Raw genomic sequence first — 24500 nt, forward strand, 5'->3', positions numbered from 1 at the left:
TTCGAAGCCTAGCGGGAGCAGAGTTTTGATGTGCTTGCTTCAGCAGGCCATCACCGGTGCTGAGCCCGCCTTCAGAGAATTCCTTTCCACGCCCAAGGCCGCGGACCGGATCTACCACGCAGACAGTCGATTCGGTACTGCGCCTGGCTGCTCCACTCCGGGTTGTTGGCTGCGTGCTGGGCCGCGTACGTCACCATTCGCAACTCTCGGGCACGCGCGAGGACCGGATAGCCTTCCCACGCCGTCACGTCGTGCCCGTAGACCGCACAGAACCGGTCGTACTCCCGAGTGCTGACGGCGCCCGTGGTCTTCGCGCGCACTGCAGTGGACACGAGATCCCACTCCGGGGGCCCCACGGAGAAGCGCTCCAGATCCATCATCAGGACCCCGTCGGCCGTGCGGACGATGTTGCCGGGCCAGGCGTCGCCGTGCACAGCCCGGTCGGGGAGACCGGCCGGCCGCTCGGCCCAGGCCGCGGCGAGGTCGCGGTGAAGGGCGTGCAGCCACTCCTTGTCGTCGTCCCGGATCGTGGTGGCCGCTTGCAGCCGTTCACCGACCCGGACGAAGGGATCGAGGTACCCCAGCTCGATGTCTGGTGTGGGCAAGGAATGGAGTTGCGCAAGGACTTGGGCGACGTCTTCAACGGAGCCGTGCTCCTGCGGCGGGAGTTCCACCCAGAAGGTCACGGGTCTACCGGCCACCTCGACCGGCTGCTCCACGTCGACCAGGCGAACAGCCGGGACGTTCTCCTGGGCGAGCCAACGTGCGACGCGTACCTCACGGGCCGCCGCAGCACTCTGTCCTTCCCGTGCCATCCGCGCGATCACCCGCTGATCCGGTAGCCGCCATATCTGGTTCTCGGCCAGGCGCAGAGGTTCCGCGCCGGCGGGATCCAATCCGGCTGCGGAACATGCCTGCTCCAGGACGTGGCGCGCGGGCGCGGCTGCCGCAGTAGTCATGCGGAAACCGTAGCGGCGATCCGATCCCGCAGCCCTGAAGCCTCTGGGATCGTCCGATGCTTCGAGGCGAAACGGCCGAGCTGCCGCAGATCGTCGGCAGCTCGCCGGGAGGTGAGCCGGCCTACCTCATTCAGAGCGTCGTGCCCGAGTGCCGCCGCCCGGCGGGGGTCACCCTTGGCCATGATCAGGGCGGCCAGTTTGGTCCGCGAGATCGCCCGGGACCGCTTGTAGGCGTCTGTGTGTCCCTTCACCGCTGTGTCGAATCGGCGTGCTGCCCGGCCCGGGTCCTGCCCGGCAAGGATCGCGAGATCGAACAGGGCGTGAGCTGTGTCCCCGTTGTGCTGCGCCTCGTCGTAGTAGGCCATCCACAGCGCATCTTCGGCGGGCCGGGCCCGGGTGAACGCTTCGTCCGCAGCGCCGACGGCCGCCATGGTGTCGCGCACGTTGCCCATCTTCCCGAAGGCCCTGGCCCGTGCCGTGTGAAGCATCGCCTGCTCCGTCCCGGTCAGGCGGTCGGAGCGCACGAGCCCTTTCTCGGCGTAGGTCAGGCCGTCGTCGGGGGCTCCGATCCATACCGCTTGCCGTGCGAGGAACGAGTACGTCTTGGCTCGCAGGTGCCAGTGGCCGGCCTCCTCGGCGCAGTCTGCTGCGAACCGGAATGTCTGGGTGGCTTCGTCGTGATGGTAGGCATCGAAGGCGGAGGCGCCCACCACAATGCCGAGTCGCGATACGGCAGCGAACAGTTCGGTTCGCAGGTGCTCGGGGCACTGGGCTTGCAGAAGGCCAGCCGACCACTGCATAGCGCGGCTGGCTACGTCACGCACCATGCCACCGCCGCCCAGCTCGTTGTCCATACCGCTGATGGCGGTGGCCGCGGCCAGGACCTGATCGATGTGGGTCGGGTTGACGGTCGTCGGGAGAGACAGCTCGGAGGGGGCGAAGACGTCGGTGAGGTCGAGTGAGGCTATGGCGGCGAGGCCACCGATTTGGAGGAAGGAGCGTCGAATCACGGGCTCATGGCTCCCAGGGCGAAGAGTCGGTTCGTCTCTGCCCAGGATGCGGCCTGACGGCACCTGAACGGATCCCTCCCCCCTGCGCGCGGAAGCCTTTTCGGCATCAGCCCGCTTTTTATCGGCATCGCGGTTGCCGAAGGCCATCGGCCACGAACGGTCAAGCAGCCCTCCCGTGCGGAGGACGTCATCGAGCCGTTGAACGACATCGCGACGGCAGCTCGGGTACTTGCCCTTCTCGATCGACAAGATCATGTCGTCGCTGACCTGTACTAACCGTCCCAGCTCCTTGGCCGACAGTCCCTGCTCCAGGCGCAGCCTGCGCAGCTCGTTTCCGAACCACTCCTGGGGGGACGCCCCCGGATCGAGCTGCTTCATTGGCTGCGGCATGTTCTGTCCCCGAAGTCGTTGATGCCGAACTCTTCACCTCTCGGCATCAGGCTCTGCACGTGCACGGTGCGCTCTGCCTAAATGGTTGCTGATCGGTTCTAGTCCAGTACACACCGCAACCACCTCTGCCTGAAGGGGTTCTGGCAGAACGGAGGAAGCAGCGATGGAACTACTCGTCGACACCCGCGAGCGGGACGCTTCTGTTCGTGCCACGTCCAGAAGCGTGGGCGGCCAACTCGACATGAGTTTTGACGTCCGGGCTGAAGACCTGGGAACTGTGCGGGACATCGTCGCAGCGCACCTTTGCTGGTGGCGCATCGACAACGGCACCGCGCACCGAATGCTGACCGTGGTCAACGAACTACTTACCAATGTCTTGCAGCACACCCCTGCAAACGACGACGGATGCCGGATGGCCAGCCTGCTCCTCCAGAAGGTGCCGGACGGCGTCACCGCCGTCGTCAGCGACCAGGACCCCTGCCCGCCTGTGTACACGTCGCCGGACTCGCTGGCCGAAGAGGGGCGCGGACTGATGCTGCTGCGCGCCTTGGCTGACGACACGTCCGTCTCCGTGACCCCAGCGGGCAAGGACGTATGGGTCTTCATAGGGCCCCCGGAAGCGACCGAGCACTTCTAGCCCCTACGGCCGGCACTTGGCCCTCTTCAGGAGTTCCGATGTCACTCACCGCTCTGGTTCCGGAGAACGACGTGGTTCCTCCGCCAGTCGACAAGCCCAGCACAGCGCGGTGGACCCCTCCACTCGATGCAGTGGGCTTGAGGTTCGTCCTGGAACGGATCAAGACTGGAAGCCGTTCGACGTGGAGGAGGTCTTTGACGACCTCGACACAGCAATCGGCAACCAGCCGCCGCCCGTCGCGACCACCGGTGCCCTGATCGATCGTCTCCGCGTCCACCTGAAGCAGCTCAGCGACATCACCGTCGCCGACGACAAGTATCCGCCCACCGCGGAGATGGTCCGGCTCGTTGAGCGAGGGCGCCCCCTGCGGGAGGCGCGCACCTCGGCCGACCATCAGCGGGCCGTCGGCCTCGCTCGCCGCCTGGCCTTCGTGGCCTCCGACCTGGTCGAAGAACTGATCGAAGCCCGCTACATCAAGGGGGCGGAATGATGCACTGCACCAGCTCTGTCCAGCACCCGGCCGTGACCGCCACGGTGATAGCCCTCCCACAAGACGCATACGACTTCGACTACTTCGAGCAACGGATCTCCGACACGTGGCTCTTGGATAAGAGCATCGCTGTGCGCACCCTGCGCATGCCCTTCCTCGCGGTCCCCGTCGGGGGCACGAGGCGCGGCGGGTACTACCCGGTGTCGTGTCTCTGCTTCGGGCTCAAGGTCCGTGACCTCCTCCTTGAGCAACCCGGCTTCCCGGACCTCCGCGTCCGATGGTCGCCGTACCGCGATACCTGCCACACCGTCGAGTGGGGCGATCCCGCTCCCGAGTGGTGGGAGGACGACGAGGTCTTCGGCCGCTTCTACGGCTACAGCGAGTTCGCCATCACCTCGTTTGTACGTGAACGCCCACAGACACCCTCTTCGGCAACCTCCACTCCGTGTTCCCCCACGGCTTTGTAGTCGCCGAAGAGGGCCCAACTTCCCCACACTGCCTTGAGAGGACGACGAGTACGATGTGCCAGCACACCCCGCCGTGTCCCACGGCCGAGGCTTCCGACCGAGAGGCCGCCCGCCCCACGGTGGCCCACCCTGAACAGGGCTGGAGCCTGCTGTGCAACGGGGTGTTGCTCTTCGAGGACACCGGCGAGCTGTTGCCGGACGGCCAAATCGTCGCTCCGCACCGGCCGGTCGCGCTCGCCGCCGGGAGCACCGCGTGACCACCGCTCCCCAGATCGTCGTGCCCTACGTCACGGCCCGGGAGGGCGAAGAGGCCGACTCATTCCTCAATCTGCGCATGGGCCGCGGGCCGGACGGCCGGCCACGTCTCCGATACGTGGATGAGGCGCCGCCGGACCGGGACCTCAAGGGCGTGCTCTGGGCCCGCTACTCCATGTCGCTCGACACCTTCGGGCAGCCCTGGGGGACACCGCGCTGGCGGATGATTCACCCGCACCGTCAACGCGTGACTATGGCGCTGCTGCGGTGCCAGGTATGCACCGTCCAGTTGAAGCGCACCGACGGCATCCTCTTCCTGGAAACGGCGGGTGAAGAGGGCTACGACGGTCCAGTGAAGACCGCGCAGCCGCCGGTCTGTCTGGAGCACGCCCGGATGGCGGCAGGCCGGTGCCCACGGCTCAAGGCAAGGGGCCACGTAGCGCTTCTCGCCACCCGTTTCCCGCTGTACGGCGTGATCGGCCACGCGTACCAGTGGAGCGCGAACGGCCTACAGGCCCTCTCGGACATGGACTCCCCAATCCCTTACCGCCATCCCCAGATCGGCATGTTCCTGGCCTCCCAGCTCGTACGGGAACTGCGGGAGTACAAGGTCGTCAACCTGGACGATCTTGTACCCGCCTCCTAGACGGCCGCCCGGCTCTCCTGAGTGGTACAGACAGGACTGCCGGGCGGCTCACCACCGGCGCCGGACCTTCGCGCGTCGTCCAGCACGAACCCGCCAACCTTCGGCGGTACGACGAGAACGGAGAGCTTTGGCCGATAGCCTCCCGGCCCCCGGCACGCGTGCCGACCTACCCCCCCGAACACGAACGACCGAAGGAAGTCCATGACGAACACGACCGTCGAGCCCGACGAGGCGACCCGCCTGCGGAACAAGGTGGTGGACGAACTCTGCGCGGACGGCAACATCTCCTCCCCGGAGATCGAAGCGGTGATGCGCAAGGTGCCCCGGCACGAGTTCACCCCCGCCGCCACGCCCCTGGACAAGGCGTACGACACGTATGCCGCCGTGATCACCAAGACGGACGAACACGGTGTGCAGCTCAGCTCCGTCTCCGCGCCGCAGATCCAGGCCATGATGCTGGAGCAGGCCCAGGTGAAGCCCGGGATGCGGGTCCTGGAGATCGGCTCGGGCGGGCTGAACGCGGCCTACCTCGCCGAACTCGTCGGCGGAGACGGTGAAGTCGTCACCGTGGACATTGACCCCGTCGTAACCGATCTCGCGCGCCAGCTCCTGAACGAGCACGGCTACGGTCGAGTTCACGTCGTCACCGCCGACGCCGCCGAGCCCCTCCCGGACCTCGGTGAGGTCGACGTCGTGATGGTGACCGCCGGGGCCTGGGACGTCTCCCCGGCGTGGACCGCGCAGCTCAAGCAGGGCGGCCGGCTCGTCGTCCCGCTGCGGATGCGCGGCCTGACCCGGTCGGTCGCCTTCATCCAGGTCACGGGCGAGCACGGTCCCTACCTGGAAAGCGAGTCGGCGCGGATCTGCGGCTTCGTCCCGATGCAGGGCTCGACCGCCCACCGGGAAGAACTCCTCCTGGTCAACGGCACCCCGGAGATCGGGCTCAAGTTCGATGACGGCCTGCCGACCGACCCGCACCGGCTCGACAACGCCGTCACGTTTCCGCGCCACGAACTGTGGACCGGCGTGACTGTTCGCGTCCAGGAACTCATCGACACCCTTCAGATGGCGATGGCGATCTCCCTGCCGGGCTTCTGCACGATGGCCGTCGACGAGAACTCGGACACGGGCGTGGTCGCCCCCGTGAACAAGCGGTTCGCCCTCGCGGCCGTCGAGGACGACACCTTCGCCTACCTCGTCACCCGCCGCACACAGGACAACAAGCACCTGGAGTACGGCGTGCACGCCCTCGGCCCGCACGCGGAGCAGTTCGCCGACAAGATCACCGACGTGCTCCGTGACTGGGAGGCCAACCGGCGCGGCGGCCCCAGCCCGGTCATCCGGGTCTATCCGGCCAGCACCCCCGATGACCAGATCCCGGCTGACCGGGTCATCGACAAGGTGCACAGCCGGGTCTCGCTCTCCTGGCCCTCGGCGTAACACCGGGAGCCAGGTAATCCCGCACCACCCCCAACAAGAAGAAGGGCACATCATGACGAGCGCCACTCTCGCCCCGCCCCCGGTCGCGCCCGCGCCGTCGGCGGACCTGAACGACGACTTCGCGCCCCTGGACGTGAAGGTCGTCATCGCCGAGCACTCGTACGGCCACCTCATGTGCTCCACGGGCGACGGCTGCGGCACCACCTGCGCGACCGGTGCCTCCGCCTGCGGTTCCTTCACGGAGGACCCGGCCTGATCCAGGCCGACCCCTGACCTGTGGGCCGGGCGAAGCGCTTCGCCCGGCCCACAGGCCCCTCTCCCCCCTCCCCGCGCCGCCTCATGGAAGGGCCTCATGGCTTCCCGAGCAGCCGCCGGATACCAGTGGCAAGGCGTTGCGATGCTGCGCGCCACCACCAGCCCCGGGCCGGCAGACATCCCCCGTACCCTTGACCTGGACAACGTGGCCGTCACCCGCGGATGGCTGAACCGCATCTGGCAGCGCGAGGACTTCCGCAGCGCGCTGGAGCTGGCCACCCCCGTCCTGTCCGACGCCATCGAGGCCGTCGTCCGGGGCCGGCAGACTGAGCCCCGTCACGTCCGCCGCACCGCGCTGTCGACGGTCTCCTATCTCCTGCGGTGGCAGCACCGGCCGACCCCGCTCGGCCTGTTCGCCGGCATCGCCCCGGTGTCCGTCGGGCCCGGGGCGAGTGCGCGGTGGCGCGACAAGCACCGCGCGATGATCCGGCCGGACGCCGAATGGGTCACCGACATGGTGCTCCGGCTCCAGCGCACCCCCGCGTTGCTGAAGCGGTTACCGCTCGTCGCCAACAACGCCGCCCGCGCCCGCGGTGACCGGTTCGTGGCGCCGGGCCCGCCCTCCGACGGCCACGCCGTCCTCTTGGCCCCGGTCGAGATATCCGTCCGCAACGCCCGGCCAGTGGCCGCCGCCATGGACGCGGCCCACACCCCCATCCCTTACGGGGATCTCCACGGCCACCTGCGCGACCGCTTCCCGCAGGCCACACCGGAGAAGATCGATGCCCTTCTCACCAGCCTGGTCGAGCAGCAGTTCCTCATCACCAGCCTCTGGGCGCCCATGACCACCGTGGACGGCTTTCAGCACCTGTGCCGCGAACTGGACCGGCACCAGGCGGACAACGTCCCCGAGGTGCGAGACCTGGTCCACGCGCTGTACGCGCTGCGCGACGACGTGTCCGCCCACCAGCCGACGCTTTCAGACACCAGCCTGAGCGCCGTCGCCGCGCGGATGCACGCCCTCACCACCGTCACCCCCACCCCTCTGCTCATTGACACCGCCCTCGACTGCGAGACCCAGCTCCCGCAGTCCGTGATCGCGGAAGTGCAAGCAGCCGTGTCGGCCCTCTACCGGACCACCCCACAGCCCTACGGCTACCAGCACTGGCGCGACTACCACCGCCGCTTCCGAGCCCGGTACGGCGTCGGCGCCCTGGTGCCGGTGATGGACCTGGTCGCCGACAGCGGCCTTGGCCTGCCCGCCGGATACGTCGGCTCCGAACGCGGCGCAGCCCCGAAGGTGCGCACCGACCGCGATGAACTACTGCTCGCGCTGATGCAGCAAGTCCTCCTGGACGGCCGCAATGAACTGCTTCTGACGGACGGCATGGTCGACGCCTTGGAAAAGGCCGCCGGAGAGGACGAGCGGCTGTTCGTACCCCGGATAGAGGCCGCCTTCGAAGTCCACTCACCCAGCACCTGGGCACTGTCCAGCGGCACCTTCGACATCCTCCTCACCGCGGTCCCCCGCCCCGGCAGCAGCATGGCCGGCCGGTTCGCCCACGTCCTGCCGCCCGAGCATCAGGACGCGCTCGCCGCCACGTACCACGGCGCGCCGGACGCCCTCACGGCGCAGCTCGTGTTCCCGCCGCGCCGCCACCGCAACGAGAACGTCACCCGTACGCCGCGGCTGCTGCCGCACGTCATCGAGCTGTCCGGCCACCAGGAGACGGACGAGACGACGATCCCGCTCGCCGACATCGCCGTCACTGCGGACCCGCGCAGCTTCCACCTCGTGCAGCTCTCCACCGGCCGGCGCATCGACGTGCGGGTCCTGCACGCCCTGGAAGGCGGGACACAGACACCACCACTGGCCCGGTTCCTGGCCGAAGTGGCCAACGGGCGGTACGCCGCCTACAAGCCGTTCGACTTCGGCGCCGGCTCCCGGCTCCCGTTCCTCCCCCGCGTGCGCTACCGCCGCACCATCCTCACGCAGGCCCGATGGCTGCTGATGGCCGACGACCTGCCCGGCCGCAAAGCCTCGACCGAGGAGTGGGAGGACGCCTTCACCGCCTGGCGGGACCGGCTAAGGGTCCCCATACAGGTCGCGATCATCGAGTACGACCAGCGCCTTCCCCTCGACCTGTCCCACCCGGTCCACCGCCGTGCCCTGCGAGCCCACCTCGACAACGCCCGGCGTCTGGAGCTGCGCGAGGTCCCGGACGTAGACGCCCACGGCTGGATCGGACGGGCGCACGAGATCTGGCTCTCGTTGGGCCGGTTGCAGCCGGAGACCGCCGACATGCCCCGGCCGCGCCCCGCCATGTCACCGGTCCCCGAGCGGCACCTTCCGGGCGCCGGTGACGTCCTGCTCGCGCAGATCCACGCCCACCCGCGCCGCTACGACGAGATCCTGAGCCGCCACCTGCCCAGCCTCCTCGCCGCGTTCGGCGACGCCCCGCCGGTCTGGTGGTTCACCCGGCACCGGGAGATGGCCCGCCCGGACGCCGACCAGCACCTCGACCTCACGCTGCACCTGCCGCCGGACGCATACGGGGCCGCCGCCCAACACGTTCGTACCTGGGCGGACAGCCTGCACAGGACCGGTCTGACAGCCGGGCTCGTCCTGGCTCCCTACCAGCCGCAGACCGGGCGCTTCGGCAGCGAGGCAGCCATGGACGCCGCGCACCAGGTGTTCGCCGCAGACTCCGCCGCCGCCCTCGCACAGATCCACCTCACGGAGCGCACCGACGCCGTCGCCCCCCAGGCCCTCGCCGCGGCCAGCGCTCTGCACCTCGTCACCCCCCTGGCGCCCAACAACGCGGCGGCCGAGGAGTGGTTGGTGCGCAACCTCCCCCAGAGCACGGGGCAACTGAACCGGACCCTGCGTACCCAGGTGCTCGAACTCGCCGCGCCGAACGGCGCCTCCGCGCTCGCGGCCCTCCCCGGCGGCCCTGCGGTCGCCGAAGCATGGCGGGCCCGTGCCGTCGCTGTGGACACCTACCGGAACACGTTGACCGGTCAGCGTGATCCCCTCGGCGTCGCCCGGTCACTCCTGCATCAGCACCATGTACGTGCCCTGGGCGTAGACCCGCGCGCCGAGGAGACCACGATCCGGCTCGTACGAATCGCGGCCCTCCAGCACAGGATGGTCGCCCGATGACCGCGCCGGCCACCACCACCGCGACGATCCTGGAGCAGTACACCGCCCACCTCGCACAACCCGCTCCGCCGCCCCCGGACGAGCCTTGGGCGGTGCAGTCCCTCGCCGACGGCGCCGCCGGAATCAGCCTGCTGCACATCGAGATGGCCAGCCGTCAGGGCGGCTCCTGGCGCACCGCCCACCGATGGATCACCGCCGCTGCGGCCGGGCACATCAGCGCGGCCGACACCGCCGGACTGTTCCTTGGCGCCCCGGCCCTCGGCTTCGTCCTCACCACCGTCCCGCCGTCCTTCCAGCACCTGTACGAACCGGCGCGCCGGACGCTGCACCAGCACATCAGCGACATGGCCCACCGCCGCATGGACGCCGCTCTCACCCGCATCCGCAAGGGCGACCTGCCCACGTTCGCCGAGTACGACCTGTTCTACGGCCTCACCGGCATCGGGGCGTACCTCTTGCGGACCGACCCCGAAGGGCTCCCCCTGGAACGGGTCCTGAAGTACCTCGTTGCCCTGACCCGCCCCCTTGTCCCCGACGGCCGCGGCCTGCCGGGCTGGTGGGTCCGCCATGACCCGGCCCGTGGCGAGTCCCCCCATTTCCCGGGCGGCCACGGCAACTTCGGTGCAGCCCACGGCATCACCGGTCCGCTCCTCCTGCTGACCCAGGCCATGCGCCGCGGCATCGCCGTCAGCGGCCACCGCGAAGCCATCTGGAGCATCTGCGAACACCTTGACGCCTGGTGCCAGCTCAGTCCCTCCGGTCCCTGGTGGCCCGAGCACATCTCGCGCCGCGATCTCGACCTCGGGCGCCCGCACCACGACGCTCCCACCCGGCCGAGCTGGTGCTACGGAACCACGGGCATCGCACGGGCCGGGCAACTCGCCGGGCTCGCCTTGCGTGCCCCCGACGTCCAGGCGTTCTACGAGGACGCCCTGTACCGCGCCCTGACCGACCCTGAACAGCTCGCCCACGTCACCGACTCGGGTCTGTGCCACGGCTGGGCAGGCATCTACCAGACCGCAACCCGCGCCGCTGCCGATGCCCGCGACCCCCGCCTTCAGACCCTCCCGAAGCGCCTCGGCGACACCCTCGCAGCGAACGCCCAGCCGTGCCTTCCCGGGCCCGGCCTGATCAACGGCGACGCCGGTACCGCGCTCGCCCTCACCACCTACGCCTCACAGCAGGCCCCGATCTCCGGATGGGACGCATGTCTCTTGATCAACTGATCTTGACGGAGCCGAGCCCGATCCAGCGCGCGGTCTCCGCTGCCCTCACCGGCCTGCCGATCCCCGAGGTCGCAGCTCAGTACGGGATGGAACCGACGATCCTGTCCGACGCCGTGGCGGTCTACGACCAAGCCGGCCGGGAGGCCCTGGCCCGCCACGCCGCCGCCACCGACTGGTGGCAGGTGTACCTCCACTTCACCGACTGGACGGCCGCCGACACCACCTTCACCACGCACGTGCTCCCCGTGCTTCGGGAGGCAGAGGCCGCGGGGCTCATGGGCGGCTGGTGGTACACCCGCAAGCACCCGTGCTGGCGCCTGCGCCTTCGTCTACAGCCCGAGGCCGGAACCAAACTGACCCTCGGCGACGGCTTCGACCGTCTTGTCTCCGACGGGCATCTGCACCGGTGGTGGCCCGGGACCTACGAGCCGGAGACCGCAGCGTTCGGGGGCGCGGTCAGCATGACGGCTGCGCACGCGCTGTTCGTCACCGACAGCCGCGAGGCGCAGCAACTAAGGCAGCGCGGGGACCTGGCCGTGGGACCGCGCGAGCTGTCCGTTCTCCTCTGCACGATCATGATGCGCGCCGCGGGCCTGGAGTGGTACGAGCAGGGGGACGTGTGGCACCGCGTCATCACGGAAGAGCACCGATCGGCCGTCAGCGATGTCCCGGCAGACCGGCTCGACGCCCGCGCGCAGGAGATCCGGCCACTGCTCTTCGCTGACAGTGATGTCCTGCTGCGCCCCGGTGGGCTGTTGGAGCCCGTCGCCGAGTGGGCCGCCGCCTTCCGCAGCACGGGGCAGGAACTCCGCCGTGCCGTACAGGACGGGACGCTCGACCGGGGACTGAGGCAGGTGCTGAGCTATCACGTGATCTTTCACTGGAACCGGCTTGGACTGTCCATGCGGGGTCAGAGCATCTTGGCCTGGGCAGCGAGGGCGGCGATCCTGCACCAGGAACGCAGGGCATAGGTCGGCCGCGAGCCGTGTAAACCGCCGGAGGTCACACGCTATGGGCTCAGGCGACGCAACCCACAGTAGTGCGAGATAGGACTTGCCATGACCGTTCCATCGCGGCAGAAGCAATGGGTGAGCCTCGGACTGCTGTTCGGGGGACACCCACAGAGCTTCGAGCTCCCGCCGCCCGTCTCCGGGCCCCCGCCCACCACCCAGGTGACCGCCGACGAGCGGGAAGCCGAGGAGGTGATGCGTGCGGCCGGCTACGAGCCGAAGGCGCCTTACCCCGGTGCCCGCTCGATGCCTTGGGCGAGCGAGTGCACCGACTGCGGGGCGTCCCGCAGACCCTCGCTCCAGGACATCGAACGCGGTATCCGGTGCAAGCATGTCCGGCGCAGGCCCGCCGCCTCCGGCGCATGAGGCGAGCCCGTACACCCGAGGTGTACCAGTTGTTCCAATGCAAGTTGTGCCCGAACAAGGGGACGGACCGGGAGATCCGAGGTGTCGGTGTGCGGATGGCTGCGTATCGGGTGTGCAGCTCGTGTGACTTCTGGCTGATGTGCCTGGGGTACGCGATGCTCGGCGACCAAGACCCGGACGGCCGGCGTGTCCTTCGGATCGACGGCGTCCACTACCTGTCGTGGACCGAGGAGCAGGGGTTTCCGCCGGAGATTGGCTACGTAGGGGGTGGGGAGTCCCGCTACGTCCTGCTCGACGACCCGACAGGCACCGTGCACGTGACGCGCCGCCTCTGGCTCATGGGCACCATCCCGGATGCGTTCCGCGACCGGATGCCCGACAACGCGGTCTTCGCTGCGCCGACCTAGGGTCTGTTGCGCAAGTAGATCTTGTAGCGGACGAAGACGACCGCTGGCCGCACTTCCGTTTCGTGGGCCGGGATACCGTTCGAGGCCGCCACCGGCATCTACGGCCGGTCTCTGGCCACCGTGCTCATGCTGCCCAAGCGGTACGCCGCCGTCGGGCAGACGACCCAGCGCATCTTCGAGGCCGTACTCGCCGGATGCCCGCCGTTGGCCCGGCGGACATCCGCTTCGCCGACCGGGTCGTCGCCAAGGAGCTGGTCGTGCGCTCCGGCAGCGACGTGATCGAACGTCTCTCCTACCTCCGAGAGATCGCCGGCACCCAGCAGCACGCCGACCTGATCGCGGCGTGCATGGACCGCCTGCACCTGTTCGGCCTGAGCAAGCAGGTCGACTCCCTGGATTCCGTCCTGCACGGACTCCTCCAGGCCACCGAGATCGAGCAGGGAGTGGCCTGATGCAGATCTCTCGACAGGCCATAGCGCCGGGGTCATCCGCACGTGTCCGGGAGGATGGCCCCGCCGGGCACCCGAACCTCTCTACGCTGGAGCACCATGAAGAAGGTCGCCATCGTCGGCTGCGGAGGCAGCGGCAAATCCCACGTGGCCCGCGAACTGGGCACCATCCTCGACGCCCCGGTCACACACCTGGACGCCGCGTTCTACGACGACGAGTGGAACGTGCTGCCCATGGACAAGTTCGCCGACCTGCAGCGCGAGCTGGTCGCGCAGCCGCGGTGGGTGATCGACGGCAACTACAACTCGACCCTGCAGGTACGGCTCGAAGCCTGCGACACGGTGGTCCTGATGGACGTGTCAACGGTGGCGGCGCTGTACGGGATCTTCTCCCGGCAGATCCGGCATGGGGCCGGGCACAAGGGCAACGGGGTGCACAACCGCATCCACTGGGGCGTGATCAAGTACGTCGCCACGTACCGGCGCAAGATGCGGCCCCGCGTCATGGCGAAGATCGAGGAGTTCGGTGCCGGAGAGGACGTGGTTCTGCTGGCCAACCGGCGCCAGACGCAGCGCTGGCTGCAGAAGGTGGCCGCCGAGCAGTCCTGAACGGCCCGCGCTCCCGGACAGGGGGGGCGCGGCATGAACGAGCCCAACCCGTTCCTGGACCTCGCCCGGCGCACGAGCCCTACGGTCACGCCGCCCGGTTCTCGCGCCAGCCCATCGCTACCCCGAAGGGACGACCGACCAAAGTACCTGCGTCAGTTGGGTTTCTACGGCTTCACCGACCCGGCTCTCCAGCGCTCCCGGCAGCTCCAGCAGGGGCCCTGAAGTGCACGGAAGGAGTGAAGATGTTCCGCTTCGTCGAACACGGCCACGCCGTACAGATGATCCATGTCCTGGACGACGGTGTAGCAGTCGATTCCCCGGACGATCTTGCGCGAGCTGCGAACCTCCTTGCCCAGCAGACCGGACGGCTCGTCACGGGTGAGGGCGAGCCGTCGATTCTTAACGCACCAATTCAGGACTGAGCGTCTCTCGCCCCAACGTGAGGAAACGCTCTTCCATCTCCTCGTACAATTCGATTGCCTCACTTGCCCGTTGCTCGTCTCCTTGGCCGTCGTACAGATCCTCCACCTCGCGGCACCAGCGAGTCATGGCCGAGGCCAGGTTGTTCGCAGCACGGGCGACCTTGTCCGGGCCGTGCAGCCTCACGAGGCTTACAGCTTCGAGGGCGGCATCGACGGCCGGCCTGAACCCAGCGAGGCTGTCGGCAAGGTGGGGAGACCGCTGAACACCGGGAACTGCCTGAACCGCCACGTGGGCGGCGTAACCGATTCGATAGGTGCGGCTGCACTCATTGACGAGGTTTGAATAGGCGATCGATCTGCCTTCCCTCTCGGACTGACCGCGCTGCGTGCGCCGCTGTTCCGTACCACCGAGGCGGGTCGTGGCCAGCGTCCCCAGCACGCCACTGACCGCGCCCACGACAGTCCCGATTAACCCGACCACTGCACTGTCCATGGCCCCATTGAAGCCGAAGGAGGGCCGAGCATGCCCGGCCCTCCTTCAAATCGACAGGCACCTGGCCCGGCGGCCCGCCAGAGCGCAGTGCAGAGGAACCCAGCCGGTGGCGCTCCAGACGAACGACTTCGCCTTCGACGAAGTCCTCGTCGCCGAGGGGTGCCGGCGCTGCGTGCGAATCGAACTGCACGAGCCTGGGCCCGAGCAGCAGTCGGCCGCAGTGCTCGCCGCCGCTGACTACAAACCGGCCTTGGGGTTCACGTAGAGCAGCCGCCGCGTGGCAGGGGCCCGGCTGAGGATGGCCTCCTCGAAGTCCTCCTCCAGATCCTCCCATCGGGGGCGCGGCCGTTCCCAGAGGTAGAGGTCGATTTGCGGATGCGCCGCGTGAGCGAGGCGTGAGAGGGCGGGAGCTGTGATGCCGCCGAAGACGCACAACGCACCCCGATCTGCTTCGAGGTCGTGGAGCTTGCCGATGAACTCCTCGACCGTCACGAGTCCTACCGACCTCTCATACCGCTTGCACTCGAAGACGATCTTGATCTGCGTCCCGGCCAGCTTTCCGGTCACCAAGACGTCGATCTGCCGCTCGATGCCGCTCAACCGCCCCTTGAGGCGTGCGTTGTGAGTGACCGTCGCCGCCGAGTCAAGGTCTGCCACCCGCCTGGTCACGACTTCCTCGAAGCCGCGCCAATCGGTGTGCCCGTCAGCGCCCGGGGCGCTCCTCAAGTACATGACACTGCCCATGCGTTGACTGTATCCCGTGGGTCTGACAACCCCAGTGGCCCAACTTATAAAGGAGTTGAGTTGTATTCAGAAAGGCGGTTGAGGTGTGCGGACCGAGGCGTGATCCCTTCGATAGGCGCGTGCTGCAACCGAAATGGACCTGACAAAGTCCAGTTAAATGCACCTGACAAAGCGAGGCAGTCGGAGTCTCGCCCCAGAGCTATTTGAAGATCACTTAAGGGTCGTCACCCAATTTCGATCTTGGTACTCACTTTGTGGCCTATCGCACCTAGGTGACCTTCGCTACACATACCTCCCATGTGGATCAAGGCTTCCGGCTTGTAGGGTGAGGCGCAGACGGGTGTGCTGGCCAACCACCACGCACCCAAAACGCAAGCTCCTGGCTACCAGCGCCTCGCGTACGAGTATCGGGATTGAGCTGGCGGCGAATATCAGCGGAATCTCTAGGGAGCGACTATGCGTTGGCGTCGAGGCCCTTCACAGCGCGCCTTCGTGAAGGAATGCGAGAGACTGCTCGTGGGTCTCCCTATTCCCACCCCTTTCAGTGTTGAGGCCCTGGTGCGGAATATGGAAGTCTTGCTGGGCCGCCAGATTCGGCTTGTGCCACTGGACGACCCCGACGGAGGTCTCGGCGCAGCGTGCGGCCTTCGGGTAAAAGCGCCGGACTTCACGATTATTCTCTACCGCCGTCGTTCGAGTCGAAATCAAACCGAGCACATCATTCTCCATGAGCTTGTGCACGAATGGCTGGACCATGGGACTTGCTTGACGGCCGCCGAGATCGAGCGATACGTCCCTGAACGAATCCGCCAAGAAGTCCTCCGGCGTTTTCCGTCGACTTTGGTCCAAGGCCGAGTAGATTTTGATAGCCCCGAGGAAAAGCAAGCCGAGCTGTCGGCCTCGCTGATAAAGCGACTGGCGCGTCGCCAGTCGTTCACGGGAGATGACATGGTAAGCCTTCTAGAGAATTCCCTTGCTCACCCTGTGGCTCCTCCACGGCGTCGAGTGTAGCCGCGAGGGCTCGGCGAGCCCCTAGGTGAAATTCCGGCCTAGCGGCTCCCGATTCTCCTCGCATTCCCCCGGCAGTCCAGTCTGCACTCAACCGACCTTGCGGGTCGACAAAATGCAGCCCGCGTAGAGATCCACTGGTTCCGTGTTCGAATACTTTCAATACCTGACTGCGGCAGTCATGACCGTTATCGCCATCTGGCGATTTCCTGCGGTTCGGTATGGCGACTCTCACCGCCGGGCCCTCTGGGGCGGCTATGCGGGGTTTGCCGTAGCTCTATGCCTCTACACGCCAGCGGCAATGGATGCGGTCGACCGTATTCCTGTGGTGGACCTGAGCGCCCTGCTCAGGCACTTTGCCAGTACTGCAGCGATCATGGCCGCCCTGACCTACGTCGCCACCAGCTACGGAAAGAGCACGGCGGCGGTCGTGCCTCGGCATGTCGCGGTCTCACGCTGGATTGCCCGCGCATCATATAAGGCGGGGGCGGTAGGCGTAATTCTTCTTACGATCCTGTTCTTTACCGTGGTGGATCGCGAGAGGCCCAGCCAAAATTTCCTCATCGACCATGCGGGAGAATGGGGAGTCGCGGTCTACATGACCGTCTTCTACTTCTTCCCGCTCATCACGACCGCAGTTTGTGGCTACCAATGGACGAGGGCGGCGCGACAGGCCGAGAGCACAAGCATGCGCATCGGACTGGGTTTGATGGGAATTTCGATGTGGATGGGGCTGATTCATACAGTCGCCCGTATCGCCATCCTTTGGGTCGCAGTGGCCTTCCCTCTAAGTCCCTCCACAGTACAGTTTCTTGTGGACGCCACATCGATCTGGATGGACGTGCTCTTCCTGATCGTCGCCGCAGGGGCGAGTATTCCCACCACCCGTGCCGCGGTAGCCCGGTGGAAGACATGGCAAACCCTCTACAGGATTTATCCGCTCTGGTTTGACCTGGTGCAGGCTTTCCCTGGGACAAGCCTGTACCCACCTGGGCGGCGCATTGCGGAACTCGTGCATATAAGAGTCCCTATAGACGTCCGCCTGGACCGATGGACTCAAGATATTGCGGACGCTTGCGAGAAGCTGCGGCATTACGCTCCACGGAATCTGATGTTCGCTGCTGAGGACATTACCGCCTCGCACTCTGATTCTGAGCCGGCCGCAGAAGCGCAATGGATTAAGGCGGCACTCCTGGCTGCGGACACCACACCAGTCCTTCCGCATGCCGCCGCGCCTCTGAGAGATAAACCGTTCGTCGATACCGACAGCGAAGCGGCGTGGCTAGTGCGAGTTAGCACCGCTTACTCGCACATCACGACGGATCAAGCGCAGAGGCTTCTCCTGCACTCCACAGGAGTGGAATCCGAAGTGGATCGATAGCTGCGCTCGGGGTCTATCGGCATATTGATCTTGAGCGAGTGCCTTGTGAGTGAGATTCGGCACCCTCGACTGAGCGAACCGGGCTGGTACCGTGGGTTGAGCGGACTGATAGGCCCTGCTCCGCCCAGTAAATGATGAATGGACTTCGGCCTCGTGACGCACCGTGCTGTCGTCACCGTATGCAGGCGAGTCCGTGACGCTGTCCGGTCTGGATGGGCGTCCGAAATCTCAGCAATGGAGTTCCCGAATGTCCAACCGCACCGGCCTCATCCTCGATTTCGGAGGCGTGCTCACCACCCCCCTGCTGCCTGCTGTGCTCGCTTTCGAGCAGCGCGAGGGCCTTCCGCAGGGAGCCTGCCTCACGGCCCTGTACAAGGACGACGAAGGCGTCCGGATCACGAGCGATCTTGAGCGCGGAGCGGTTTCCCAGTCTGAGTGGAACGACTTCGCCGGCAAGATGCTGGGCGTGTCCCCCGACAACCTGATGGGTCGCATCTTCGGTGACCTCCGCCCTGAGCCGCTGCTGATCAACGCGGCTGCGGCGGCGAGGCGGGCCGGGATCAAGGTGGGCATCCTGTCGAACAGTGTTGGACTGGCCCCGTGGGACCTGTATCAGGGCTACGAGCTGGAGACGCTGTACGACGTCGTGGTGATCTCCGAGCAGCACCTGATGCGCAAGCCTGACCCGAGCCTCTTCGAGGTCACGCTCAAGCTCATGGATCTGCCCGCTGAGCAGTGCATCTTCGTCGATGACACCGAAGCGTACGTGCAGGCAGCGGAGCAGCTCGGCCTCGCCGGGGTGCACAACAAGGACCCCAAGCAGACGGTCGCCGCTCTCTCCGAGCTGCTTGGCGTGGATCTCGCCGCGTCGTAGCCCGGACTCGGCCCCGCAAACCTGTCCTCTGCGAAGAGGACCGCGAAGGGACTACGGCGTCGCCCCATCATGGGGCGACGCCGTAGTCCCTTCGCTATGTCGGCTCCTACTTAGCTGTGGCGTAGCTTGAGCGGACCTGCCACGCTCGGACGGCGGGCCGCAGCAGACGTGCAGCCTGCCGGGCAGAGAACGTCCGGGCTGCGCGAGCTCGCGGGTGCCGTCAATCCCCGTCCGGCACCTCTGGCAGCTTGTGCTTCAGCTCTCCGACGAGGTCGTTGATGTTGGCAATCATCTCGGCCGACAGGCCCCCACCGTTGCCGCGGGCAGCCAGGCCAAGGATCTGTCCTCGGTGAATCGAGCCGAGGAAGCGGATCGCTTCCAGGAGTTCGCGGGCCGCAGGGTTGACCTCGGCATCGTCCTGGAAGAGGGCGGCGTCGACCTGAAGCGCATCGGCTAGGCCGGCGCGTACTACGTCGGAAGCCTCGGTTGCTGCACCCGTGCGAAGGGCGACGATGTCGTCCGTGGTGACGGCTGTCCCGCCTGCGTGGGCATTGACGGCCCGCGCGATTTCCTCGTCAGAGGGTGCCTCTTGGCTCACGTACCCGTGCTCCAGGAGATAGTTGATCTTTTCTCCGATAGTGCGGGGCGCGGATACCTGGTCGTCACGCGAGGTCCTGGGGCGGTGTCCGAACGAGCAGTCCTGAGCGGCCAGCAACTCTGCTTCGGTCACCCCGTACGCCGCTGCGAGCGGCTGCACGTAGGCGTCGGCGAGTCTGCGCCGACCGGATTCGGCGTTGCTGACTGGTGTGCGGCTCGTGCCGATGATCGCAGCAGCTTGCGCCACGCTGAGGCCGGCGTCGCACCGCAGGAGCTGCAGGTCCGGCGGACCGTCGTGGGGGAAGAGGACATCCAGCGGCTGCCCGAGCGCCGCTGCAATCGCGGGGAGCTTCTCGCCTTTGGGGAAATCCTGACCGCTCTCCCACCGCGCGACAGCGGGGCCGGTGACGCCTACCTCGGCCCCCAACTCCTTCTGGCCAAGGTCCTTGCCCCGCCGGACAGCGCGCACGCGACTGCCGTCGAACTGACGTGGGGGCACATGAACTCCTGCGGCGTGGCGGTCGGGCTGGTTGGGGCGGTGTCTGGGACAACTGTAATCCAGGCTTGATACATCCGCACAACTAACGTACGTTCCTGTATCGCACCTGTTGATCGGCCCCGACCTCAAGTGTGCCAGCCCCTGGGAGAGCCCTATGCATGTTGCGTTGTCGCGGTCACTCGCGCAACGCCCCGACGCATTCGGTACCCAGTCGTTGCCGACCGGATGCGGGGGGGCGCCTGCCCAAATACCGGCCGTCGCCAGCCCTGTGCGATGGGTTAAAAACAGGGATGGACTTGTCCGCGGGTGTCTACGTATGTTCGTCGTCCCCCCGCCGGGCAGCGACCCGGGGAGGGGCGAAACGAGCAGGTGGAAGGCAAGGAGGAGGAGGTGGTGCGAATGCGAGCGCACGGTCCGTGACGTAGCGCAACAGAGAAAACCGGCGCCCGGGAGCTACTAACTCCCAAGCGCCGGGCCGGCACCCCGAGGGGCGCCATTCACATCTCGCGGGCGGCGGGGCTTTTGCACGAGAACCGCCGCACCGCGCTCCTACGAACAACGGAGTATCGCATGCTCGCCATGCCGAGCGGAACCCCGGCTTGCCCGGACACCGACCGCCACTGCCGCCTTGCCGCCCAGCTCGCCGACATGATTCCGGGCGCGGCCACCATCCGGGTCAGCCTCAACGACCCGAAGGAGGCGTGGCCCCACCCGCACGCCATCGTCAAGGACGCGGCCGGGGAAACCCTGGAGCTGGGGCGGACGACCGCCAGGGTCGCAGCCCGCTGGATCCTGCGGGTCTGGCCGGAGGCGGACTGGACACGGCCGCACACCTTCGACCTTGCCTCCGCGACCCTCACCCGCAGCGACCTGATCGCCGCCGGTCGGGGCCGCTGACATGGCGCGGATACGAACCATCAAGCCGGAGGCGTTCGTCTCCGAGTCGCTCGCCGAAGTGAGCGTCGAGGCAGAGCGCACCTTCTTCGGCCTGCTCACCCAGGCCGACGACCACGGCCGCCACCGCGACAACGCCGCGATCATCGCCGGGCTGCTCTGGCCCCTGCGCGCCGAGCACACCTCGGTCCACGTCGAAGACGACCTCCACCAGCTCGCGACCGCTGGCCTGATCTGCCGGTACACCGGCTGTGACGGCCGCCGCTACCTCCACATCGTGACCTGGTCCGCGCACCAGAAGATCGACAAGCCGAGCCAGTCCCGACTGCCCACCTGCCCGCAGCACCACGGTGCCGACCGGTGCGCGCCCTGCAAGGGGACCTGCACCAAGCGGGCCGAGGAGTCGCCCACCCCTACGCGAGGGCTCGCCGAGGCTTCGCCGTACGCTCCCCGAGCCCTCGATCTGCCCGCGCAGCCCCTCGTGACACCTCACACCAACGCCGACCGGGCTCCCACCATCCAGCAGGACGCCTTCGACGACATGGTCGGCGCTCCTAGCCCCCCTGACTCCAAAAGCGCAGGTCAGGCGGCATTCTCCGAGGCTTCCCCGAACCTTCCCCGAAACCTCGGAGAGGGCTCGGCGCCTGGATCTAGGATCTTGGATCCTGGATCTTCTATCCCTACGGGGCGCACAGCGCCCGCAGCCACCGTCTCAGCCAACCAGCTCGTCGGCGAGTACATCGCTGCCTGCGACGAGCGTCCGCCCAGCGACGTGATCGGGCACCTCGGGCGGATCGCCAAGAAGCTCCTGGGCGAGGGCATCGCCCCGGAGCACATCCGGGCCGGACTGCAGAACTTCGCAGCCAACCCCAAGCACCCGAGCGTCCTGACCAGCATGGTCAACGAGGCCATGAACGCACGCTCGGGCGGTTTGGCGCGGCCGGGAATCCGGCCTAACGTGCCCGCTCACCAGGCGTGGACCAACCCGGCCAACGCTGCCGCCGCCTACGCCGAGGAGCTGTGATGCGCACCCGTACCCGCGAACCGCAGACCATCGGCAGCGAGGGCACCCTGGACCGGATGGCCCGGATCCTGGCCGCGCGCAACATCGACCCGGCCGCCGTCGCCGCAGTGGTCGACGAGCCCGAGCCGTTCTCTCCGCTGGATGCCCTGCTGGCGGGGATGCCGCCGCGCTACCAGGCCGCTGTCGCCGACCACCCCCAGGTCCTGGCCTGGGCCCGAGACGTCGCCGAGGCAGCCATCGCCCCCAGCGTGGGAGCCCGGCGACAGGTCACCACCGGCCCCAGCCTGCTGATGGCCGGAGTCGTCGGCGCGGGCAAGACGCACCAGGCGTACGGGGCGGTCAGGCGACTGGTACAGAGCGGAGTCGGCGTGCGCTGGCGCGCGACCACCGCCGCCGACCTGTACGCCGACCTGCGGCCCCGGCCCGGGGTGGACAGCGAGCGGGAGCTGGCGGCCGTCAGCCGCTGCCCGCTCCTGATCATCGACGACCTCGGCGCGGCCAAGGCCAGCGAGTGGGTCGAGGAAGTGACATACCGGCTGGTCAACCGCCGGTACAACTACGAACTCCCGACCCTGATCACCACCAACCTGGCGATCAAAGACCTCCGGGCCTACGTCGGTGACCGCATCGCCTCCCGCCTTGCGCAGATGACCACTCGGGTCGAGTTCGAGCCGGTCGACCGCAGACGCCACCGCGCCGCAGCCTGATCCGCCGCAGGCCGCCCCGCCGGGCCGCGCCCTCCGCGCGCCGCCCCATGCACCTCCCGACCCAGCGCACCTCTCCGCCGACGCCCCTGCGCGTGGAGAGCGATCGGAGCAACCCGCATGACCACCACGACGATCAGCCCTGCCCGCCACCGTTCGCTCGGCGACCAGACCTGGCAGGACCAGGCCGTCTGCCAGAGCACCGAGTACAACCCGGTGGACCCCGAAATCTTCTTCCCGGAGCCCGACGAGACCGACAAGATCACCGCCGCGAAGTCGTTGTGCGGCCAGTGCCCGGTCCGCCGCACCTGCCTGGACGCGGCCCTGGAGAGCGGCGACACCGACGGCATCCGGGGCGGACTCACAGAGGAGGAGCGCGGGCCGCTGCACGAAAAGCTCGCCAACCGCCTCGACTACAGCCGCGTCAACGCCACCGTCGCCGGACGGGATGTCCACCTCACCAAGGCGGAGCGCCGCGCGGTCGTCCATGCCGCCTACCGCCACGGGGTGACCGAGCAGCGCCTGGCCTGGCTCCTGAAGATCACCGAGGAGCACGCTCAGAAGCTCTACCGCGAGACCCGCCGCGCCCTGCGCAACCGAGACCTGGAGCAGACCACGAAGACCACCCCGCCCCCCGAGACCGACGGCGAGCGCTTGGGCCGCGACGACTTCGGGACGGCGGCGTGAGCACCGCGAGCGCGCCGAAGACGGCGCACATCACCGGCTGGGACCGCGCGGTGGTCATCGCCCTGGGCGGCGCGGGGTGCGCCCTGTCGTACGACGCCCTCCAGCAGATGGCCGTCGCCATCCACGTCCGCGGTTTCCTGACCTACCTCTTCCCCCTGGTGATCGACGGCTTCATCGCCTACGGCATCCGTGCCCTGCTGGTCCTGCGCGACGCGCCGCTGCGCGCCCGGCTCTACGTCTGGGCCCTCTTCGGCACGGCCACCGCCGCCAGCATCTGGGCCAACGCCCTCCACGCGGTCCGGCTCAACGACGAAGGGGTCGCCGGCACCGGCCTCCGGCTCGGGGACACGGTGGTCGCCGTACTGTCCACCATCGCCCCCCTCGCGCTGGCCGGAGCGGTCCACCTCTACATCCTGATCGCCCGGGGCCCGGTCAAGGAGGGTGACCGGGAGGACCTCGGTCAGGCCGGTCACCTCGGTCAGGCTGACCGGCCCGAGGGCATCGCGGTCACCCGGGCTGACCGGGTCGGTCAGCAGCAGCCGCAGCCCGGTCAGGTCAGCGCCGGGCAGCCGGTCACTGCCCTGACTGACCGGCCCCGATCGTCCCTGAACAAGCAGGCCCCGAGTCCTCGGTCACTGACCGGGGACAGTGCCCCGACGGACAGCAGCCCGGTCACCGGTGACCGTGAGCAGCCGCAGAAGGCCCTTGACCTGCCCGGACAGCCGGACACCGCGCCTCCGGTCACTGACCGCGCGGTCGGCACCGAGCCGGTCACCGGCAATCAGGACAGCCACGCGCCGGACACCGACCGGCCGGTCACCTCGCCGGTCACTGACCGGGACACCCGGACAGCCACTGACCGACGGAGTGACCCGGACACCGAGGAGCTGCTGAAAATCGCCCGGTCAGCGGTCAGGGCCGAGGACAAGCTGACCCGCAAGGTGGTCGCCCAGGCGATCCGAGGTCAGCAGATCCCGCTGTCCAGCGACACCCTGACCGCCCTGATGGCCCAGCTCCGCGCCCAGCACGGACAGCCGGTCACCTCCGGCCGGAACTGACAGGACAGCACGAGGCGGGTGACCGAGCCGGACACCACGGCCGGTCACCCGCCCTCGGACCCGTGCCCCACATCCTTCCGAAGCGAAGCGGAGAGCAACCCATGCGCACCCACCCGGCCACACCCGCTGAGGTCAACTCCTGGCTGACCGTCCTGCACCAGCGCGGCCACCTGCACCGCGCCCAATCCGGCCCCGACAACACCTGGATCGTGCAACGGGCCCGGGAAAGTCGCCCCTGGACCCTCCACCACCCGGTCCTGGCCATGGACTGGATCGAGGAACTCGTCCGCGAACTGCGGCAGGAAAACCCGGAGACACGTCGGTGACCGCCAACGA

30 protein-coding genes are annotated in these 24500 nt (G+C 67.8%); 24 read left to right on the forward strand and 6 right to left on the reverse strand.

Going from position 1 to position 24500, the window contains the following annotated elements:
* Nucleotides 1-71: 71 nt before the first annotated feature.
* Together OG413_RS12800 and OG413_RS12805 are read right to left on the reverse strand one after the other, a co-directional pair.
* Entirely contained in the window at nt 72-959 is an 888-nt protein-coding gene (locus OG413_RS12800) for an aminoglycoside phosphotransferase family protein (RefSeq protein ID WP_266805210.1), read from the reverse strand.
* Nucleotides 956-2347, reverse strand: coding sequence for a helix-turn-helix transcriptional regulator (locus OG413_RS12805; protein WP_266805212.1), 1392 nt, complete (start codon nt 2345-2347; stop codon nt 956-958). The genes OG413_RS12800 and OG413_RS12805 overlap by 4 nt, the downstream gene beginning before the upstream one ends.
* Nucleotides 2348-2522: 175 nt before the next feature.
* Here OG413_RS12805 and OG413_RS12810 point away from each other — a divergent pair, with 175 nt between their 5' ends.
* The 15 genes from OG413_RS12810 to OG413_RS12880 all read left to right on the forward strand — a co-directional run bounded on the left by OG413_RS12810 (nt 2523) and on the right by OG413_RS12880 (nt 14201).
* The gene (locus OG413_RS12810; protein ID WP_266805214.1) at nt 2523-2996 is read left to right on the forward strand and encodes an ATP-binding protein; all 474 of its coding nucleotides are present in this window, start codon (nt 2523-2525) and stop codon (nt 2994-2996) included.
* A gap of 181 nt (nt 2997-3177) precedes the next feature.
* Nucleotides 3178-3486, forward strand: coding sequence for a DUF6415 family natural product biosynthesis protein (locus tag OG413_RS12815; RefSeq protein WP_266805216.1), 309 nt, complete (start codon nt 3178-3180; stop codon nt 3484-3486).
* A gap of 32 nt (nt 3487-3518) precedes the next feature.
* A complete protein-coding gene (locus OG413_RS12820) occupies nt 3519-3953 on the forward strand; it encodes a DUF6302 family protein (protein ID WP_266805218.1) in 435 nt (144 codons plus the stop codon).
* A 53-nt stretch (nt 3954-4006) separates the two neighbouring features.
* Complete coding sequence (locus OG413_RS12825) at nt 4007-4210, forward strand: DUF5999 family protein (RefSeq protein WP_055643646.1); 204 nt, start codon at nt 4007-4009, stop codon at nt 4208-4210.
* The gene (locus OG413_RS12830; RefSeq protein ID WP_266805221.1) at nt 4207-4854 is read left to right on the forward strand and encodes a hypothetical protein; all 648 of its coding nucleotides are present in this window, start codon (nt 4207-4209) and stop codon (nt 4852-4854) included. The genes OG413_RS12825 and OG413_RS12830 overlap by 4 nt, the downstream gene beginning before the upstream one ends.
* Nucleotides 4855-5055: 201 nt before the next feature.
* Complete coding sequence (gene fxlM, locus OG413_RS12835; RefSeq protein WP_266805222.1) at nt 5056-6294, forward strand: methyltransferase, FxLD system; 1239 nt, start codon at nt 5056-5058, stop codon at nt 6292-6294.
* Nucleotides 6295-6346: 52 nt separating this feature from the next.
* Complete coding sequence (gene fxlA / locus OG413_RS12840) at nt 6347-6550, forward strand: FxLD family lanthipeptide (protein WP_266805223.1); 204 nt, start codon at nt 6347-6349, stop codon at nt 6548-6550.
* Between the two features lie 96 nt (nt 6551-6646).
* Nucleotides 6647-9712 (forward strand): lantibiotic dehydratase, encoded by a 3066-nt coding sequence (locus OG413_RS12845; protein ID WP_266805225.1) that lies wholly within the window; start codon nt 6647-6649, stop codon nt 9710-9712.
* Entirely contained in the window at nt 9709-10938 is a 1230-nt protein-coding gene (locus OG413_RS12850; RefSeq protein ID WP_266805227.1) for a lanthionine synthetase C family protein, read from the forward strand. Before OG413_RS12845 ends, OG413_RS12850 begins: the two co-directional genes overlap by 4 nt.
* Before the next feature lie 2 nt (nt 10939-10940).
* On the forward strand, nt 10941-11909 hold the full coding sequence (locus OG413_RS12855; RefSeq protein ID WP_323137851.1) for a thiopeptide-type bacteriocin biosynthesis protein: 969 nt from the start codon (nt 10941-10943) through the stop codon (nt 11907-11909).
* 87 nt (nt 11910-11996) lie between these two features.
* Entirely contained in the window at nt 11997-12314 is a 318-nt protein-coding gene (locus OG413_RS12860; RefSeq protein WP_266805231.1) for a hypothetical protein, read from the forward strand.
* A 95-nt stretch (nt 12315-12409) separates the two neighbouring features.
* Nucleotides 12410-12721: a hypothetical protein gene (locus OG413_RS12865; RefSeq protein WP_266805233.1), complete on the forward strand. Its 312-nt coding sequence runs from the start codon at nt 12410-12412 to the stop codon at nt 12719-12721.
* A gap of 194 nt (nt 12722-12915) precedes the next feature.
* On the forward strand, nt 12916-13173 hold the full coding sequence (locus tag OG413_RS12870; RefSeq protein ID WP_266805235.1) for a hypothetical protein: 258 nt from the start codon (nt 12916-12918) through the stop codon (nt 13171-13173).
* Between the two features lie 96 nt (nt 13174-13269).
* Complete coding sequence (locus OG413_RS12875) at nt 13270-13779, forward strand: topology modulation protein (RefSeq protein ID WP_266805237.1); 510 nt, start codon at nt 13270-13272, stop codon at nt 13777-13779.
* Nucleotides 13780-14021: 242 nt separating this feature from the next.
* Nucleotides 14022-14201, forward strand: coding sequence for a hypothetical protein (locus tag OG413_RS12880; protein ID WP_266805238.1), 180 nt, complete (start codon nt 14022-14024; stop codon nt 14199-14201).
* On the opposite strand, the gene OG413_RS12885 is transcribed toward OG413_RS12880, so the two are convergent.
* Nucleotides 14179-14694 (reverse strand): hypothetical protein, encoded by a 516-nt coding sequence (locus OG413_RS12885; protein WP_266805239.1) that lies wholly within the window; start codon nt 14692-14694, stop codon nt 14179-14181. The two genes, OG413_RS12880 and OG413_RS12885, sit on opposite strands and share 23 nt — an antisense overlap.
* Nucleotides 14695-14800: 106 nt before the next feature.
* Here OG413_RS12885 and OG413_RS12890 point away from each other — a divergent pair, with 106 nt between their 5' ends.
* Nucleotides 14801-14959 (forward strand): hypothetical protein, encoded by a 159-nt coding sequence (locus OG413_RS12890; RefSeq protein ID WP_266805240.1) that lies wholly within the window; start codon nt 14801-14803, stop codon nt 14957-14959.
* On the opposite strand, the gene OG413_RS12895 is transcribed toward OG413_RS12890, so the two are convergent.
* Both OG413_RS12895 and OG413_RS12900 read right to left on the reverse strand, forming a co-directional pair.
* Nucleotides 14932-15438 carry a restriction endonuclease gene (locus OG413_RS12895; RefSeq protein ID WP_266805242.1) on the reverse strand — a complete coding sequence of 169 codons (507 nt, stop codon included), beginning with the start codon at nt 15436-15438 and terminating at the stop codon, nt 14932-14934. The two genes, OG413_RS12890 and OG413_RS12895, sit on opposite strands and share 28 nt — an antisense overlap.
* 477 nt (nt 15439-15915) lie before the next feature.
* Nucleotides 15916-16251, reverse strand: a complete 336-nt coding sequence (locus OG413_RS12900; RefSeq protein ID WP_266805244.1) for a hypothetical protein — start codon at nt 16249-16251, stop codon at nt 15916-15918.
* 340 nt (nt 16252-16591) lie between these two features.
* On the opposite strand from OG413_RS12900, the gene OG413_RS12905 reads away from it, so the two are divergent.
* Both OG413_RS12905 and OG413_RS12910 read left to right on the forward strand, forming a co-directional pair.
* Nucleotides 16592-17827 carry an MAB_1171c family putative transporter gene (locus tag OG413_RS12905; protein ID WP_266805245.1) on the forward strand — a complete coding sequence of 412 codons (1236 nt, stop codon included), beginning with the start codon at nt 16592-16594 and terminating at the stop codon, nt 17825-17827.
* A 247-nt stretch (nt 17828-18074) separates the two neighbouring features.
* On the forward strand, nt 18075-18701 hold the full coding sequence (locus OG413_RS12910; RefSeq protein WP_266805247.1) for an HAD-IA family hydrolase: 627 nt from the start codon (nt 18075-18077) through the stop codon (nt 18699-18701).
* Between the two features lie 220 nt (nt 18702-18921).
* On the opposite strand, the gene OG413_RS12915 is transcribed toward OG413_RS12910, so the two are convergent.
* Nucleotides 18922-19797: a helix-turn-helix transcriptional regulator gene (locus OG413_RS12915; RefSeq protein WP_266805249.1), complete on the reverse strand. Its 876-nt coding sequence runs from the start codon at nt 19795-19797 to the stop codon at nt 18922-18924.
* A 570-nt stretch (nt 19798-20367) separates the two neighbouring features.
* On the opposite strand from OG413_RS12915, the gene OG413_RS12920 reads away from it, so the two are divergent.
* The 6 genes from OG413_RS12920 (at nt 20368) to OG413_RS12945 (ending at nt 24490) form a co-directional block, all read left to right on the forward strand.
* The gene (locus OG413_RS12920) at nt 20368-20694 is read left to right on the forward strand and encodes a transcriptional regulator (RefSeq protein WP_266805251.1); all 327 of its coding nucleotides are present in this window, start codon (nt 20368-20370) and stop codon (nt 20692-20694) included.
* A gap of 1 nt (nt 20695) precedes the next feature.
* Nucleotides 20696-21715: a hypothetical protein gene (locus tag OG413_RS12925; protein WP_266805253.1), complete on the forward strand. Its 1020-nt coding sequence runs from the start codon at nt 20696-20698 to the stop codon at nt 21713-21715.
* Nucleotides 21715-22422, forward strand: coding sequence for an ATP-binding protein (locus OG413_RS12930; RefSeq protein WP_266805255.1), 708 nt, complete (start codon nt 21715-21717; stop codon nt 22420-22422). The genes OG413_RS12925 and OG413_RS12930 overlap by 1 nt, the downstream gene beginning before the upstream one ends.
* A 117-nt stretch (nt 22423-22539) precedes the next feature.
* Entirely contained in the window at nt 22540-23106 is a 567-nt protein-coding gene (locus OG413_RS12935) for a WhiB family transcriptional regulator (protein ID WP_266805257.1), read from the forward strand.
* On the forward strand, nt 23103-24164 hold the full coding sequence (locus tag OG413_RS12940; RefSeq protein WP_266805259.1) for a DUF2637 domain-containing protein: 1062 nt from the start codon (nt 23103-23105) through the stop codon (nt 24162-24164). The genes OG413_RS12935 and OG413_RS12940 overlap by 4 nt, the downstream gene beginning before the upstream one ends.
* Before the next feature lie 101 nt (nt 24165-24265).
* Nucleotides 24266-24490 carry a hypothetical protein gene (locus tag OG413_RS12945; RefSeq protein ID WP_266805261.1) on the forward strand — a complete coding sequence of 75 codons (225 nt, stop codon included), beginning with the start codon at nt 24266-24268 and terminating at the stop codon, nt 24488-24490.
* Nucleotides 24491-24500: the final 10 nt, after the last annotated feature.

Source organism: Streptomyces sp. NBC_01433 (assembly GCF_026340105.1).
Classification (GTDB): Bacteria; Actinomycetota; Actinomycetes; order Streptomycetales; family Streptomycetaceae; genus Streptomyces.

Bases quoted from the DNA above. Each gene is read 5' to 3' on its own strand.
- OG413_RS12800 (WP_266805210.1), bottom strand. From the start codon at position 959: ATGACTACTGCGGCAGCCGCGCCCGCGCGCCACGTCCTGGAGCAGGCA.
- OG413_RS12805 (WP_266805212.1), bottom strand. From the start codon at position 2,347: ATGAAGCAGCTCGATCCGGGGGCGTCCCCCCAGGAGTGGTTCGGAAAC.
- OG413_RS12810 (WP_266805214.1), top strand. From the start codon at position 2,523: ATGGAACTACTCGTCGACACCCGCGAGCGGGACGCTTCTGTTCGTGCC.
- OG413_RS12825 (WP_055643646.1), top strand. From the start codon at position 4,007: ATGTGCCAGCACACCCCGCCGTGTCCCACGGCCGAGGCTTCCGACCGA.
- fxlM (WP_266805222.1), top strand. From the start codon at position 5,056: ATGACGAACACGACCGTCGAGCCCGACGAGGCGACCCGCCTGCGGAAC.
- fxlA (WP_266805223.1), top strand. From the start codon at position 6,347: ATGACGAGCGCCACTCTCGCCCCGCCCCCGGTCGCGCCCGCGCCGTCG.
- OG413_RS12845 (WP_266805225.1), top strand. From the start codon at position 6,647: ATGGCTTCCCGAGCAGCCGCCGGATACCAGTGGCAAGGCGTTGCGATG.
- OG413_RS12850 (WP_266805227.1), top strand. From the start codon at position 9,709: ATGACCGCGCCGGCCACCACCACCGCGACGATCCTGGAGCAGTACACC.
- OG413_RS12860 (WP_266805231.1), top strand. From the start codon at position 11,997: ATGACCGTTCCATCGCGGCAGAAGCAATGGGTGAGCCTCGGACTGCTG.
- OG413_RS12865 (WP_266805233.1), top strand. From the start codon at position 12,410: ATGGCTGCGTATCGGGTGTGCAGCTCGTGTGACTTCTGGCTGATGTGC.
- OG413_RS12870 (WP_266805235.1), top strand. From the start codon at position 12,916: ATGCCCGCCGTTGGCCCGGCGGACATCCGCTTCGCCGACCGGGTCGTC.
- OG413_RS12875 (WP_266805237.1), top strand. From the start codon at position 13,270: ATGAAGAAGGTCGCCATCGTCGGCTGCGGAGGCAGCGGCAAATCCCAC.
- OG413_RS12880 (WP_266805238.1), top strand. From the start codon at position 14,022: ATGTTCCGCTTCGTCGAACACGGCCACGCCGTACAGATGATCCATGTC.
- OG413_RS12885 (WP_266805239.1), bottom strand. From the start codon at position 14,694: ATGGACAGTGCAGTGGTCGGGTTAATCGGGACTGTCGTGGGCGCGGTC.
- OG413_RS12895 (WP_266805242.1), bottom strand. From the start codon at position 15,438: ATGGGCAGTGTCATGTACTTGAGGAGCGCCCCGGGCGCTGACGGGCAC.
- OG413_RS12910 (WP_266805247.1), top strand. From the start codon at position 18,075: ATGTCCAACCGCACCGGCCTCATCCTCGATTTCGGAGGCGTGCTCACC.
- OG413_RS12920 (WP_266805251.1), top strand. From the start codon at position 20,368: ATGCTCGCCATGCCGAGCGGAACCCCGGCTTGCCCGGACACCGACCGC.
- OG413_RS12925 (WP_266805253.1), top strand. From the start codon at position 20,696: ATGGCGCGGATACGAACCATCAAGCCGGAGGCGTTCGTCTCCGAGTCG.
- OG413_RS12930 (WP_266805255.1), top strand. From the start codon at position 21,715: ATGCGCACCCGTACCCGCGAACCGCAGACCATCGGCAGCGAGGGCACC.
- OG413_RS12935 (WP_266805257.1), top strand. From the start codon at position 22,540: ATGACCACCACGACGATCAGCCCTGCCCGCCACCGTTCGCTCGGCGAC.
- OG413_RS12945 (WP_266805261.1), top strand. From the start codon at position 24,266: ATGCGCACCCACCCGGCCACACCCGCTGAGGTCAACTCCTGGCTGACC.